The organism is Dactylosporangium sp. NPDC000244, assembly GCF_040300725.1.
Lineage (GTDB): Bacteria > Actinomycetota > Actinomycetes > Mycobacteriales > Micromonosporaceae > Dactylosporangium.
This window is the reverse complement of record NZ_JBEPEH010000036.1, coordinates 90,603-103,979: the sequence shown is the minus strand read 5'-3', so window position 1 is coordinate 103,979 and position 13,377 is coordinate 90,603. Positions and strand designations below refer to the sequence as shown.

At 72.4% G+C, this 13,377-nt stretch carries 15 protein-coding genes; 12 read left to right on the top strand and 3 right to left on the bottom strand.

What is annotated here, in order from left to right; translation table 11 throughout:
• Positions 1-63: 63 nt before the first annotated feature.
• From rsmD to mutM, 9 genes are all read left to right on the top strand, one after another.
• Positions 64-642, top strand: coding sequence for a 16S rRNA (guanine(966)-N(2))-methyltransferase RsmD (rsmD, locus tag ABT369_RS41620; RefSeq protein WP_350621102.1), 579 nt, complete (start codon positions 64-66; stop codon positions 640-642).
• A gap of 46 nt (positions 643-688) precedes the next feature.
• Positions 689-1,174 (top strand): pantetheine-phosphate adenylyltransferase, encoded by a 486-nt coding sequence (coaD, locus tag ABT369_RS41615; protein WP_350621100.1) that lies wholly within the window; start codon positions 689-691, stop codon positions 1,172-1,174.
• 90 nt (positions 1,175-1,264) lie between these two features.
• Complete coding sequence (locus ABT369_RS41610) at positions 1,265-1,765, top strand: ATP synthase subunit B family protein (protein WP_350621098.1); 501 nt, start codon at positions 1,265-1,267, stop codon at positions 1,763-1,765.
• 88 nt (positions 1,766-1,853) lie between these two features.
• A complete protein-coding gene (locus ABT369_RS41605; protein WP_350621096.1) occupies positions 1,854-2,420 on the top strand; it encodes a YceD family protein in 567 nt (188 codons plus the stop codon).
• 6 nt (positions 2,421-2,426) lie between these two features.
• The gene (gene rpmF / locus ABT369_RS41600) at positions 2,427-2,600 is read left to right on the top strand and encodes a 50S ribosomal protein L32 (RefSeq protein ID WP_259861936.1); all 174 of its coding nucleotides are present in this window, start codon (positions 2,427-2,429) and stop codon (positions 2,598-2,600) included.
• 13 nt (positions 2,601-2,613) lie between these two features.
• A complete protein-coding gene (locus ABT369_RS41595; RefSeq protein WP_350621094.1) occupies positions 2,614-3,714 on the top strand; it encodes a phosphate acyltransferase PlsX in 1,101 nt (366 codons plus the stop codon).
• 50 nt (positions 3,715-3,764) lie between these two features.
• Entirely contained in the window at positions 3,765-4,553 is a 789-nt protein-coding gene (rnc, locus tag ABT369_RS41590; RefSeq protein ID WP_502891885.1) for a ribonuclease III, read from the top strand.
• Positions 4,537-5,685: a mannosyltransferase family protein gene (locus ABT369_RS41585; RefSeq protein ID WP_350621090.1), complete on the top strand. Its 1,149-nt coding sequence runs from the start codon at positions 4,537-4,539 to the stop codon at positions 5,683-5,685. The genes rnc and ABT369_RS41585 overlap by 17 nt, the downstream gene beginning before the upstream one ends.
• Positions 5,686-5,695: 10 nt before the next feature.
• Positions 5,696-6,550: a bifunctional DNA-formamidopyrimidine glycosylase/DNA-(apurinic or apyrimidinic site) lyase gene (gene mutM, locus ABT369_RS41580; protein WP_350621088.1), complete on the top strand. Its 855-nt coding sequence runs from the start codon at positions 5,696-5,698 to the stop codon at positions 6,548-6,550.
• Here mutM and ABT369_RS41575 read toward each other — a convergent pair.
• Both ABT369_RS41575 and ABT369_RS41570 read right to left on the bottom strand, forming a co-directional pair.
• Positions 6,486-7,265: a spherulation-specific family 4 protein gene (locus ABT369_RS41575; RefSeq protein ID WP_350621086.1), complete on the bottom strand. Its 780-nt coding sequence runs from the start codon at positions 7,263-7,265 to the stop codon at positions 6,486-6,488. The two genes, mutM and ABT369_RS41575, sit on opposite strands and share 65 nt — an antisense overlap.
• A 26-nt stretch (positions 7,266-7,291) precedes the next feature.
• A complete protein-coding gene (locus tag ABT369_RS41570) occupies positions 7,292-7,933 on the bottom strand; it encodes a CAP domain-containing protein (protein WP_350621084.1) in 642 nt (213 codons plus the stop codon).
• A 297-nt stretch (positions 7,934-8,230) separates the two neighbouring features.
• On the opposite strand from ABT369_RS41570, the gene ABT369_RS41565 reads away from it, so the two are divergent.
• From ABT369_RS41565 to ABT369_RS41555, 3 genes are all read left to right on the top strand, one after another.
• Complete coding sequence (locus tag ABT369_RS41565) at positions 8,231-8,425, top strand: hypothetical protein (protein ID WP_350621082.1); 195 nt, start codon at positions 8,231-8,233, stop codon at positions 8,423-8,425.
• 242 nt (positions 8,426-8,667) lie between these two features.
• Entirely contained in the window at positions 8,668-12,240 is a 3,573-nt protein-coding gene (smc, locus tag ABT369_RS41560; RefSeq protein ID WP_350621080.1) for a chromosome segregation protein SMC, read from the top strand.
• Entirely contained in the window at positions 12,237-12,854 is a 618-nt protein-coding gene (locus ABT369_RS41555) for an HAD family hydrolase (protein ID WP_350621078.1), read from the top strand. Before smc ends, ABT369_RS41555 begins: the two co-directional genes overlap by 4 nt.
• Before the next feature lie 4 nt (positions 12,855-12,858).
• On the opposite strand, the gene ABT369_RS41550 is transcribed toward ABT369_RS41555, so the two are convergent.
• Positions 12,859-13,341 (bottom strand): glutathione peroxidase, encoded by a 483-nt coding sequence (locus tag ABT369_RS41550; RefSeq protein WP_350621076.1) that lies wholly within the window; start codon positions 13,339-13,341, stop codon positions 12,859-12,861.
• Positions 13,342-13,377: the final 36 nt, after the last annotated feature.

The following is a 13,377-nucleotide window of genomic DNA, read 5'->3' as shown; positions in this document are numbered from 1 at the left end:
GATCGCGGCGGGCGACGAGGACGCGGCGCGGAGTGGCGTACGTCACCGCCTACTGTGGATCGTGTGACGCGGATCGTGGCCGGAGCGCTCGGTGGTCGCCGGCTGACCGTGCCGGCCGGCCAGGGCACGCGCCCGACGTCGGACCGGGTGCGCGAGGCGCTGTTCAGCAGCCTCGACAACCTGCTCGACCTCGACGGGGCACGGTTCGCCGACCTGTACGCGGGCTCGGGCGCGGTCGGGCTCGAGGCGTGCTCGCGCGGGGCCGTGCAGGTGCTGCTCGCCGAGGCCGACGCCAAGGCGGCCCGCGTGATCCGGGGCAACATCGCGGCGCTCGGGGTGGCCGGACGCGTACGACTGGTGACGGACAAGGTCGAGCGCCTCCTCGCGGGCGAACCGGACGGGGCCTACGACGCGGTGTTCATCGACCCGCCCTACGCCGTGACCGACGAGCGTGTCCGCGCGGTGCTCGAGGCGCTGGCCGCGCGCTGGCTCGCCCCGGACGCCGTCGTGGTGGTCGAGCGCTCCAGCCGCGGCGCGCCGATGGCCTGGCCGGACGGGCTGCGCCCGGTCGCGGAGCGGCGCTACGGGGAGACGGCCCTGTGGTACGCCCGACTTGATCAGGACGGCTCGCGCACGAGTTAAGCGAACCTTTGGTACGGTCCCCGCTCATGAGGCTTGGGCTGGTGCAATGAGGCGCGCGGTCTGTCCGGGTTCGTTCGATCCGGTCACGAACGGGCACCTGGACATCGTGGGTCGGGCATCGCAGATGTTCGATGAGGTCGTCGTTGCGGTGCTGATCAATCAGAGCAAGGCGGGGCTGTTCACGGTCGACGAGCGGCTGGAGATGCTCGCGACGGTGACCGCGCCGTACGCCAATGTCCGGGTCGATGCCTTCCAGGGGCTGCTGGTCGACTTCTGCCACGCCAACGACATCGGCGCCATCGTCAAGGGCGTACGCGTGGCCGGGGACTTCGACTACGAACTGCAGATGGCCCAGATGAACTACGGCCTGGGCGGCATCGAGACGCTGTTCATGCCGACCAATCCGAAGTACTCCTTCGTTTCGTCGAGCCTCATCAAAGAGGTCGCCAAGTGGGGCGGCGACGTTTCGCCGCATGTACCCGATCTCGTGGCGAATCGCCTGCGTGAACGATTCGCATCGGTCCGAAACTAACTGCGAAACCCGAGTGGCGATGGAAGCGGCCCGGGGTTCCGGGCCGCATGATGGTTACGTCGTTCGACATTGGAACAGGAGTGACCGCAGGTGGACCCGCTCGAGAGCATCGACCAGATCATCGCGATGGTCGAGAGTGCACGGTCGGCGCCGATGTCGCGGAGCAACTTCGTGTTCGATCGCGCCGACATGATCAACCTGCTCGACCAGCTGCGTGCCGACCTGCCGGGTGAGCTGCGGCGCGCGAGTGCGCTGCTCGACGAGCGGGACAAGATCGTCGACGCCGGGCGGCGCGAGGCGGAGCGCATCATTGCCGAGGCCGAGGCCGAGCACACGCGTCTGGTGTCGATCAACGAGATCGTGGTCTCGGCCGAGCACGAGGCGTCGCGAATGATCAACGAGGCCCGCGCGGAGACGCAGCGGCTGCGTGACGAGGTCGACGACTACGTCGACACGGCGCTGGCCAACTTCGAGCAGTTCCTCACCCGGTCGCTGGCCTCGATCGAGCGCGGGCGCGACAAGATGCACGCGCTGCGGGAGATCGGCTCGTTCACCCCGCACGGTGAAGACGACCGGCCGTTGCCGTTCTGACGGGCGCGGTACCGTTGGGGGCGATTCGACGCGAGATCTGCCGCTCGGGTACCCTAGTCCGTCGGCCCTACCTGGCCGGAGTCTGAAGATGCCACATCAACCACAGCACCCGCACCTGGATCCCCGGTCGCCGCTGGTCCTCGAGACGAGAGACCTCCCACGCCGACCGGGAGCTCTGCATGCGGTGCAGCGGAGCGTGCCGGCGCCCAAGGACCTCGGCCTGGAGCTGATCGGCGTGCCCCATGGCGCCGAACTCGACCTCCAGCTGCGAATGGAGTCGGTGTCCGAAGGCGTGCTCGTCTCCGGCACCGTCACCGGCCCGCTGACCGGCGAGTGCGGGCGCTGCCTACGCCCGATCAGCGACACGCTGGACGTCCCGATCCAAGAGTTCTATGCCTACGAGCACAGCACGACGGACGAGACGACCGATGAGGACGAGGTCGGACGGCTACAGGGCGACCTGATCGACCTGGAGCCGGCACTGCGGGACGCGGTGGTGCTCTCCCTGGCCGCCAATCCCGTGTGCCGTGAAGACTGCCCAGGTCTGTGCCCCGAATGCGGGACACCGATCGACGAACTGCCCGAGGGCCACACCCACGAGCAGATCGACCCGCGCTGGGCCGCCCTGTCCCAGATCAAGACGTCAGAGGAGTAAGGTCCAGTGGCTGTTCCCAAGCGGAAGATGTCGCGCAGCAACACCCGGTCGCGCCGGAGCCAGTGGAAAGCGGTCGCGGTCTCCACTCAGCCGTGCCCGCAGTGCCGCTCGCCCAAGCTGCCTCACGCGGCGTGCTCGGTCTGCGGCACGTACAACGGCCGCCAGGTCATCGAGGTCTGATTACCGGATCCGGGTGACGCGATCCGACCGATCGCCGCACGGCGGGGAAATCCCGTCCGGCGTCGCGCGGATCGCCGTCGACCTCCTCGGCGGGGACGGGGCTCCCGCCGTCGTGGTTGACGGCGCTCTGCGCGCATGCAGCGCCGATCCAGACCTCCACCTTCTCCTCGCCGGCCCACGGGATGTGGCCGACGAGGTCATCGGCGCGCTCCCGGTCGCTGACCGCGAGCGCGTCAGTGTCAGCGTCATCGACGCCGCCATCGGCATGGCCGACTCGCCGCTGCGCAACATCCGCCGCTCCACATCGGTGCGCGCGGCCGCGGAGGCGGTCTACACCGGCCGCGCGGACGCGATGGTCTCCGCGGGCTCCAGCGGCGCCGCCGTCGCCGCGTCCGCGCACGTGCTCGGGCGCATGCGCGGCGTGCGCCGCCCCGGGCTCGCCGCGCAGCTGCCCACCGCCCGTGGGCCCGTGCTCCTGATCGACGTCGGGGTGACCCTCGACGCGACCATGCTCGAGCTCGTCCAGCACGCCGTCCTCGGCACCGCCTACGCGTCCGTGGGCCTGGGCATTGCGCGCCCGCGCGTCGGGCTGCTGTCCATCGGCAGCGAGCCGGGCAAGGGCGACCGGCTGCGCCGCGCGGTGTCGATCGCGCTGTCGGACATCCCGTTGCCCGCAGGCGGACGCTACGTCGGTCTCGTCGAGGGTTTCGACGTACCGCGCGGAGGCCCCGCCGACGTCGTCGTGACCGACGGATTCACCGGAAACGTCCTGCTCAAGGGGCTCGAGGGCGCGATGGCCGTGACTCGCCCGGCGTTCGCGCCGGCGCAGCGCTCGGCCGCGGCCGACGGGTCCCCCGACGGCGCGGCGCACAGCACCCCCGACGCGCCCGCGCGGCACGAGGCCGCGGCCGTACTGCTCGGAGTGGCGGGCGACGTCGTCGTCTGCCACGGCTCGGCCGCCGGCGCGGAGATCGCCGACGGTATCGCCCTCGCCGCACGCCTACACCGCGACCGCATCACCCCCGCGGTCGCGGGACTCGCCGACGATCTGCTGACCGAACTCTCCTCGGCCGGCGGCCTCACCATCCGTGACGCACTGGGAGAGCGCTCGTGAAGAACCAGAACAGCCTCGAGGCCGCCTTCGGCGTCGACTTCGATCCGGACATGCTCAAGCGGGCGCTGACCCACCGCTCGTACGCGTACGAGAACGGGGGTCTGCCCACCAACGAGCGGCTGGAGTTCCTCGGCGACGCGGTGCTCGGGGTGGTCATCACGACCGCCCTGTTCCAGAACCACCCGAAGCTCGCCGAGGGCCAGCTCGCGAAGCTGCGCGCCAGCGTCGTGAACATGCGCGCCCTCGCGGACGTCGCGCGGCGGCTCGGACCCGGTGGCATCGGGCCGTTCCTGCTGCTCGGCCGCGGCGAGGAGGCGACGGGCGGCCGCGACAAGGCCAGCATCCTCGCGGATACGCTGGAGGCGCTGATCGGCGCCATCTACCTGCAGTACGGCCTGGACACCACCGCCCAGGTGATCCACAAGCTCTTCGACGGGCTGATGGCCGAGGCGGCGATGCGCGGGGCCGGTCTCGACTGGAAGACCAGCCTGCAGGAGCTGACCGCCGGGCGCGGGCTCGGGGTGCCCGAGTACCGCATCGACGAGGAGGGCCCCGACCACGCCAAGCGGTTCACCGCCTGGGTGATCGTCGCGGGGAAGCGCTACGGCGGGTCGCAGGGCGGCAGCAAGAAGGAGGCCGAGCAGCGCGCGGCCGAGGCGGCCTGGCGGGAGCTGTCCGGGGTCCAGCCGGAGTCCGCCGCCTACGCCATCGCCGAGGCAGCCGGTGACACGCACAAGGTCAGCAAGGGCAGCAAGATCAAGCACACGAACGCGGACATCACCGAGACCGACACCGCCGAGGAACCGCGCCCCGATGACGACGATGACGCCGGTCAATGAGATCACCCAGCGCGTCCGCACCACGCTCATCGCATTCCCGCTGGGCATCTATGCGCTGAGCCGCCTGGTGCAGCTGGCGCTGCTGTGGTGGATGTCGCCCGACGACAAGATCCGCGACCGCCTCCTCGCCTGGGACGGCGGGCACTTCGTCCGCGTCGCCGAGGAGGGTTACCCGACCGGGTACAGCTACGACGGCGAGGGCCACCTGACCGGCAACGGCCTGGCGTTCTTCCCCGGCTACCCGATGACGGTCCGCCTCGTGCACCTCATCACCCGCCTGGACTACGGCACCGCCGCGATCACGGTGTCCTGGATCGCGGGCGGGGTCGCGGCCGTACTGCTGTGCGCGCTCGGCACGCGGCTCTACGACGAGCGGACCGGCCTGGCCCTCACCGCGCTGTTCTGCGTGCAGCCGATGTCGATGGCGCTGTCGATGGGGTACTCCGAGGCGCTGTTCACCGCGTTCGTCGTGGGCATGCTGCTGTGCGCGCACCGGGGCGCCTGGCTCCTCGCCGGCGTCCTCGGGCTCGCGGCGGGGCTGACCCGGCCCACGGGCGCGGCCGCGGCGATCGCGCTCGCCGTGGCCGCGGTGATCGCCATCGTCAACAAGCGCCGCGCGGCCGCGGGGGACGGGGTCTGGAAACCGATTCTGGGCGCCGTCGTCGCGCTCGCGGGCGTGCCGGCCTACCTGCTGTGGGTCGGGCTGCGGGTGGGGGACCTGCGCGCGTGGTTCGACATCCAGACCGCGGGCTGGGGCACGACGTTCGACTACGGCGACTCGACGCTGACGTTCCTGCGCGACGCGTTCAAGGCCGGCGACGGCTGGATCCAGGTCAGCATCGCGTGGATGCTCATCGGCGTTGTGATCCTGGCCGTCGTCGCGCTGGTCCGGCGGGTCTGGCCGCCGCTGGCCGTGTATGGCCTGATCGTGCTCGTCCTGGTGCTCGGCCAGGCCGGGTACTACCACTCCAAGCCGCGCCTGCTCGTGCCCGCGCTGCTGATCCTGGTGCCGCCCGCGGTGGCGCTCGGACGCGCGCGGCCGCGCACCGCGGCGCTAGTGTTGGCCGCCTGCGGTGCGTTCGGGCTGTGGTACGGCTCGTACCTGATCACCGTCTGGCACTACGCGATCTAGAGGGGCCTCCATGCCTGAGCTGCCCGAGGTCGAGACCGTCCGCCGCGGCCTCGACAAGTGGGTGTCCGGCCGGCGCATCGCCACGGTCGAGGTGCTGCATCCGCGCGCGATCCGCCGCCACGTCCCCGGGCCCGAGCACTTCGCGGGCATCCTCGCGGGCCGGCGCGTGGGCTCGGTGATGCGCCGGGGCAAGTACCTCTGGCTGCCCCTCGACGACGAGGACGCCCTCGTCGGCCACCTCGGCATGTCCGGCCAGCTGCTCATGCAGCCCGTCGAGGCCGCGGCCGAGATCCACCTGCGGGTGCGGCTCACCTTCGACGACGACGGGCCCGAGCTGCGCTTCGTCGACCAGCGCACGTTCGGCGGCCTGAGCGTCTCGCTCGGGGGCGCCGTGCTGCCGGGCGAGCTCGCGCACATCGCGCTCGACCCGGTCGACCCGCTGTTCGCCGACGACGCGTTCGTGGAGCGACTGCGCAAGCGGCGCACCGAGGTCAAGCGGGCGCTGCTCGACCAGACGCTCATCTCGGGCGTGGGCAACATCTACGCGGACGAGGCGCTGTGGCGGGCCCGGCTGCACGGCGCGCGCGACACGTCGCAGCTGTCCCGGCCCGTCGTACGCCGCCTGCTCGCCCACGTCCGCGACGTGCTCAACGAGGCCATCGGGCAGGGCGGGACGAGCTTCGACGCGCTGTACGTGAACGTCAACGGCGAGAGCGGCTACTTCGAGCGCTCCCTGAACGCCTACGGCCGCGAGGGCCTGCCCTGCAACCGGTGCGGCAGCCCGATCCGGCGGGAGGCGTTCATGAACCGGTCCTCGTACTCCTGCCCGCGCTGCCAGCCGCGGCCCCGTCTCGCACCACGCTGAGCGCGCGGTAGGGGCGCGGGCGCCGGGGCGCCGGGGTGGGCCGGTCGCGCTCGGCGCCGAGCTCCGCCAGGCCGGGCACGAGGCCGCACCAGGCGGGCAGGTCCGCGTAGGGGTCGGGCGCGCCGAGGTCGGTGACGAGCCCGAAGCCGGCCCCGCGGCTCACCTGCATCCGCGCGGCCTCGTCGAGCTCCCACGGCGGCACGGCGTGCACCAGGTGCCCGTCGCCCGGGCGCGCGCCCTCGCCGGACCAGCGCCGGTACTCCCGCCAGCTGCCGTCGAACACGCACACCGGCAGGCCGAGGTCGCGGTACGCCTCGTCCGGCGGCTCACCCGGGTTCAGCACCACGTCGGGCAGGTCGGCACGGGCGGCGGACTGCGCGACGACCGCGACCGGGCCGATCGCGTACGGGCTGACCGGCGTGCGGTCGAGGAACACGCCGCGCACCGGGTACCCGCTCCAGCGGTACACGTCCGCGCGGATCTGCGCGACCGGGCGCGTGCCGTAGTCGACGTCCACGTAGCCGAGCAGCCGGACGCCCGCCGCGGCCAGGCGGCTCATGGCCGCGGTCCAGACCGGGTCCCGGCCGCTGCCGGGCCCGCTCGCGACGTCGACGACGACGGTGAACGCCGGACCGTGTCCCGCGACGATCTCCCATGCGTGTGGCCGGGCGAGCGGATGCGCCCGCAGTGGCAGGAGCGTCGGAACCCGGTCCACGACCGGACTAACGATGCTGGGCCCCCTCAAGCACGGCCGGTGTCCACGGTCCAGTAGGCCGTGCGGCCGCGCATGGCGGCCCCGACACCGATCGATGTGATGTCGCAGTCGAGCAGCATGTCCTTCGTGTCGTCGTCGTGCATCCAGCGCTTGACGACGTCGCCGGCGTCGCCGCCCTTGGCGGTCAGCTCGTCGGCGAACCCACCGCTGAAGCCGGCCGCGCTGATCCGGTCCTGCGGGCTGCTGCCGTCGCTGCCCTGGGTGCCGGTGAAGTCCCGGGCCGCCATGTCCGCCGCGTGCCCCCGCGCGGCGGTGCGCAGCTTGCCGTCGACCTGCAACGCGTCGCACTTGTGCTTGCGCCGCTCGCCGTTGATCTGCTGCACGACGCGGTCCTCGTAGCCGGCGTTGAAGTTCGCGGCCACGAGCGTGGTCTGGGCCGTGGTCGGCGTCGGGGTCTCGGTGGTCGGCGCGGGCGCGGGCGCGCTGTTCGTGTCGGCGGCGCTCGGGGGCGCGACGTCGGGCGGGGGACCGGCCGCGTGCGGGGCCGACGCGTCGCCGCCGCCGCTGAGCGACGGGATGATCACGGCGCCGAGGCCGAAGACGATGAGAACGGCGGTGACGATCGCGGCGATTCCGGTCGGACCGAGTCTCGCCGTGAGACCCGTCATCGCACTCTCCCGGCCCGTTGTCCCCAGAATTCCCGGACATGACGCTACTTTGCAGTGGCGCCGCGGGGCAACCGGTGGCACACTGCCACGATCGGCGCGGCGTGATGATCACGCACCCGGGTGAGTGAGAACACCCTGGCCAGCACGTTTGGCGTGCCTCTGCGCTTGACTAAGTCGCGCCCCGGAAGGAACATAGAGAGGTCGCCAGTCGCGCCCATTCATGCCCTTGTGCTTCGGTCGCGGGTGCTGGGCGCGCGTTTGCCGGAGTCGACCGGCTGCGCTTAACAAGGAGACGATATGGCTAAGGCCCTCTACGGCCACGTAGGCAGCGCGCCCGACCGGCGCCTCGTCGACGAGGTCACCCAACTGCGTGCCAAGCTTCGGGCGCTCGAGTTCGAGGTCGTTCGGCTCCGCGCCGAAAACGACCGGCTCGCCGCGGCGGCATCGGAAGCGGACCACCTGGTCCGTCTCGCCGAGCCGGCGATGGCCTGATTTTTTTCAGGTCACCGCAGCCTGCGCAGAACTGCACAGTAAACCCGCGCGCCGACATCCTCTGGGTCTCGGCGCGCAGTCATGTAACGATCCGATCGTCCGGTTGGTTGCGCACGTGGTTTGAGTGGCCCGAGTGGGCGGTGTGAGCACGACACGCGCATTATGGTGTGCGGTGCTGCAGGGGAGGGTAGTGTCCCGGCGGTAGCCTGCCCGGTAACACACCTCGACCACCGTGGAGATCCGTGCACCTCAAGACCCTGACGGCCAAGGGCTTCAAGTCCTTCGCGTCGACCACCACGCTGAAGCTCGAGCCGGGCATCACCTGTGTCGTCGGGCCGAACGGCTCCGGCAAGTCCAACGTGGTCGACGCCATCGCCTGGGTGCTCGGCGAGCAGGGCGCGAAGGCGCTGCGCGGCGGCAAGATGGAAGACGTCATCTTCGCCGGGACCGCGAGCCGTGCCCCCCTGGGACGCGCCGAGGTCACCCTCACGATCGACAACAACGACGGTGCGCTGCCGATCGACTACACCGAGGTGTCGATCACCCGCCGCATGTTCCGCTCGGGTGAGAGCGAGTACGAGATCAACGGCAACTCCTGCCGCCTGCTCGACATCCAGGAGCTGCTCTCCGACTCCGGCATCGGCCGCGAGATGCACGTGATCGTCGGCCAGAACCGCCTCGACGGCGTCCTGCACGCCCGGCCCGAGGACCGCCGCGCCTTCATCGAGGAGGCGGCCGGCGTCCTCAAGCACCGCAAGCGCAAAGAGAAGGCCATCCGCAAGCTCGAGGCGATGGCGGCCAACCTCAACCGCCTCGGTGACCTCACCACCGAGCTGCGCCGCCAGCTCAAGCCGCTCGGGCGCCAGGCCGAGGTCGCCCGGCGCGCCGCGGGCATCCAGGCCGACCTGCGCGACGCCCGGCTGCGGCTGCTCGCCGACGACCTGCACACGCTGCGCGAGACCCTCGACCGCGAGATCGCCGACGAGACGGCCCTGCGCGCGCGGCGCGAGGAGGTCGAGGCCGAGGTCGAGGCGATCAGCGAGCGCCTGAGCACCCTCGAGGCCGAGCACGCCGCCGACGCCCCGGCCCTGGCCGCGGCCCAGGACACGTGGTATCAGCTGTCGACGCTGCAGGAGCGGTACCGCTCCCTGCACCAGCTCGCCGCCGAGCGCCACCGCAACCTCGCCGCCGCCCCCGTCGACGAGCGCCCCGGGCGCGACCCCGACCAGCTCACCGCCGAGGCCGACAAGGTCCGCGAGCAGGAGGAGGAGCTGCGCGCCGCGCTGGAGGCGAGCCAGGAGCGCCTCGCCGAGGCCGTGGAGCGCCGCCAGGACCTCGAGCGCCGCCTCGCCTTCGCCGAGAAGGCCATCGTCGCGGCCCACAAGGCCATCGCCGACCGCCGCGAGGGCCTGGCCAAGCTCACCGGCCAGGTCGAGTCCGCCCGCTCCCGCGCGAACGCCGCCGGCGACGAGATCGAGCGGCTCGCCGTCCAGCTCGCCGAGGCCGAGGCGCGCTCGGAGGCGGCCCAGGGCCTCTACGACGAGGCGAGCGCGGGCGCGTCGGTCGCCGACAACGCGGGCGCCGACCTGGAGATGCGCCACCAGGAGGCGACCCGCGAGCTCGACTCGATCAACAACGAGGTGCGCCAGCACAACGACGCCGAGCGCGCCGCGGAGAAGGACGCCGCGCAGTGGAAGGCCCGCGAGGAGGCGCTCGCCATGGGCCTGCGCCGCAAGGACGGCGCCGGCACCCTGCTGGCCCGCTCCGACCGCGTGCCCGGCCTGCTCGGCAGCGTCGCCGCCCTGCTGTCGGTCGAGGCGGGCCACGAGGCGGCCCTCGCCGCCGCGCTGGGCGTCCTGGCCGATGCCGTCGCCGTCTCCGGCGTCGAGGGCGCGGTCGCCGCGGTCGAGATGCTCAAGCAGGACGACGCCGGCCGCGCCGCGCTGCTCATCGCCTCCGCGCCCATGCTCGACGCCCCGCCGGTCGAGCGGGTGCCGCTGCCCCCGGGCGCGGCGTGGGCGATGGACCTGGTGCGCGCCCCCGAGGAGCTGCGCCCGGCCCTGGAGCGCGCCCTCGGCGACGTGGTGTTCGCCCCCGACCTCGCGACCGCGCGCCGCATCGTGTCCTACGCGCCCGCGCTGCGCGCCGTCACGCCCGAGGGCGACGTCATCGGCGCCTACGCCGCGGCCGGCGGCTCCGGCAAGCAGCACAGCTTCATCGAGGTCCAGGCGGCCGTCGAGGAGGCCCGCCAGCAGAAGGTCGACGCCGAGCGCCGCGTCGCCGAGGCGCGGGAGCTGCTGGGCCTGGCCCGCGGCGCGGCCGCCGCGGCCAAGCAGGTCGTCGCCGAGACCGCCGCGGCCAAGAAGGAGGCCGACACCGTCCGCAACGCGGCCGCGCGCCGCCTCGCCGAGCTGGGCGCGGCCGCGAAGTCGGCCCGGGCCGAGGTCGAGCGCCACGCCGCGGCGAAGGCCAAGGCGGAGGCGGCCCGGGAGTCCGGCCGCGCCAGCCTCGCCGACCTCGAGGAGCGCCTGGCGCTGGCCGAGGAGACCCCGATCGACGACGACCCCTCCACGCAGGAGCGCGACGACCTCGCCGGCGAGGTGCCGGTCGCGCGGCAGCAGGAGATGGAGGTCCGCCTCGCGGTGCGCACCGCCGAGGAGCGCGTCGGCGCTCTCGCCGGCCGCGCGGACGCGCTGCTGCGCCAGGCCGCCGCCGAGCGGGCCGCCCGGGAGCGCGCCGCCGCCCGCAAGGCCACCCGCGCCCGGGGCGCCCGCATCGCCGAGGCCGTGGCCGACGGTGCCGCGTTCGCCCTGGAGCGGCTCGTCGACTCGATCGCCGAGGCGCAGGAGACCCGCGACACCCTCGCCGCCACGCGCGCCGAGCGCGAGTCCGCCCTCACCGACGTGCGCGGGCGCGCCAAGCACCTCAACGCCGAGCTCGACCGGCTCACCAACGCCGTGCACCGCGACGAGGTGGCCCGGGCCGAGCAGCGCATGCGCATCGAGCAGCTCGAGAGCCGCTCGGCCGAGGAGTTCGGCCTCGACGCCGACACCCTCGTCGCCGAGTACGGCCCCCACCTGCCCGTCCCGCCGACCGCGCCCGAGGTCGCCGCGGCCGAGGCCGACAAGCGGCCCGTGCCCGAGCCGGTCCCCTTCGACCGCGCCACCCAGGAGAAGCGCGCCGCCAAGGCCGAGCGCGAGCTGAACCTGCTCGGCAAGGTCAACCCGCTGGCGCTGGAGGAGTTCGCGGCGATGGAGGAGCGCTACAAGTTCCTCTCCGACCAGCTCGAGGACCTCAAGGCCACGCGCCGCGACCTGCTCACCGTGGTCAAGGACGTCGACGACCGCATCCTCGAGGTGTTCACCAGCGCCTACCACGACACCGCGCGCGAGTTCGAGCAGGTCTTCTCGGTGCTGTTCCCGGGCGGCGAGGGCCGCCTCGTGCTCACCGACCCGGAGGACATGCTCACGACCGGCATCGAGGTCGAGGCGCGGCCGCCCGGCAAGAAGATCAAGCGCCTCTCGCTGCTGTCCGGCGGCGAGCGCTCGCTGACCGCCGTCGCCCTGCTGTGCGCGATCTTCCGCGCCCGCCCCAGCCCGTTCTACATCATGGACGAGGTCGAGGCCGCCCTGGACGACGTCAACCTGGGCCGCCTCATCACCCTCTTCGAGCAGTTGCGCGAGCGCAGCCAGCTGATCATCATCACCCACCAGAAGCGCACGATGGAGGTCGCCGACGCCCTCTACGGCGTCACCATGCGATCCGGCGTCACGGAGGTCATCTCCCAGCGCCTGCGGACGGAAGAGGCAGCGTGATCCAACGGCCCACGGCCCTGCTCATCGACTTCGACGGGGTCCTGCGCACGTTCGACCCCTCGACAAACGCCAAGATCGAGCAACGGTACGGTCTGGAGCCCGGGACGGTCCTCGACACCGCCCTCGAGTGGGATCGCCTGCTGCCGGCCATCACGGGCCGCATGACGCGCGCCGAGTGGCTCGCGACCGTGGCCGCGGACCTCGCACCGCGGGTCGGCGGCCCGGAGCGCGCCACCGAGCTGATGGCGGAGTGGCAGGTCTACCCGGGCGACGTCGCGGCGGACGTCCTGGCCTTCGTCCGCGACGTGCGCGCCGCCGGCCTGCCCGTGTGCCTTGCGACCAACTCGACGATCGAGTTCCCCGACGTGCTCGCCTCGTTCGGCCTCACCGACGAGTTCGACGCGGTCGCGCTCTCGGCCGAGCTCGGGGTGCACAAGCCCGCCAAGGAGTACTTCCAGGCCGCCTGTGCCCTCATCGGCACCCCGCCGCCGCGCTGCCTGCTGGTCGACGACACCGACCGCATGATCCGCGGCGCACGGGCGGCGGGCCTCTCGGCGTACCGCTACACGCCCGGCGACGATCTCACCTATCCGCGCCGGGCGCTGGGCCTGTAGCCCGTCAGAGGCCGGCCTCGACGGCCTGGACGACCTCGGCCGACTTCGGCTCCGTGCGCGGGCCGAAGCGGCCGGCGACGGTGCCGTCGGACGCGACCAGGAACTTCTCGAAGTTCCACCGGATGTCGCCGGTGTGCCCCTCGGCGTCCGGCACCGGGGTCAGCAGGTCGTAGAGCGGGTGCCGCCCCTCGCCGTTGACCTCGATCTTCTCGGTCATGGGGAACGTCACACCGTAGGTGGTGCTGCAGAACTCGGCGATCTCCTCGGAGGTGCCCGGCTCCTGCCCGGCGAACTGGTTGCAGGGCACGCCCAGCACCGAGAAGCCGCGGCCCTCGTACTCCTTGTGCAGCGCCTCGAGGTCGGCGTACTGGGGCGTCAGCCCGCACCGGGACGCGACGTTGACCACGAGGACCGGCCGCCCGCGGAACTGGCCGAGATCGAGGGGCTTGCCCTGCAGATCGGCGATTTCGACGTCATAAAAGCTCATGCGTGTGATCGTATGCCGCACCGCGCGGGGCCTAGG

What these genes read in the sequence shown, in the direction of transcription:
- coaD (WP_350621100.1), top strand. Translation starts at nt 689, where the DNA reads ATGAGGCGCGCGGTCTGTCCGGGTTCGTTCGATCCGGTCACGAACGGG.
- rnc (WP_502891885.1), top strand. Translation starts at nt 3,765, where the DNA reads ATGCTCAAGCGGGCGCTGACCCACCGCTCGTACGCGTACGAGAACGGG.
- ABT369_RS41585 (WP_350621090.1), top strand. Translation starts at nt 4,537, where the DNA reads ATGACGCCGGTCAATGAGATCACCCAGCGCGTCCGCACCACGCTCATC.
- ABT369_RS41550 (WP_350621076.1), bottom strand. Translation starts at nt 13,341, where the DNA reads ATGAGCTTTTATGACGTCGAAATCGCCGATCTGCAGGGCAAGCCCCTC.
- ABT369_RS41565 (WP_350621082.1), top strand. Translation starts at nt 8,231, where the DNA reads ATGGCTAAGGCCCTCTACGGCCACGTAGGCAGCGCGCCCGACCGGCGC.
- mutM (WP_350621088.1), top strand. Translation starts at nt 5,696, where the DNA reads ATGCCTGAGCTGCCCGAGGTCGAGACCGTCCGCCGCGGCCTCGACAAG.
- ABT369_RS41570 (WP_350621084.1), bottom strand. Translation starts at nt 7,933, where the DNA reads ATGACGGGTCTCACGGCGAGACTCGGTCCGACCGGAATCGCCGCGATC.
- ABT369_RS41605 (WP_350621096.1), top strand. Translation starts at nt 1,854, where the DNA reads ATGCCACATCAACCACAGCACCCGCACCTGGATCCCCGGTCGCCGCTG.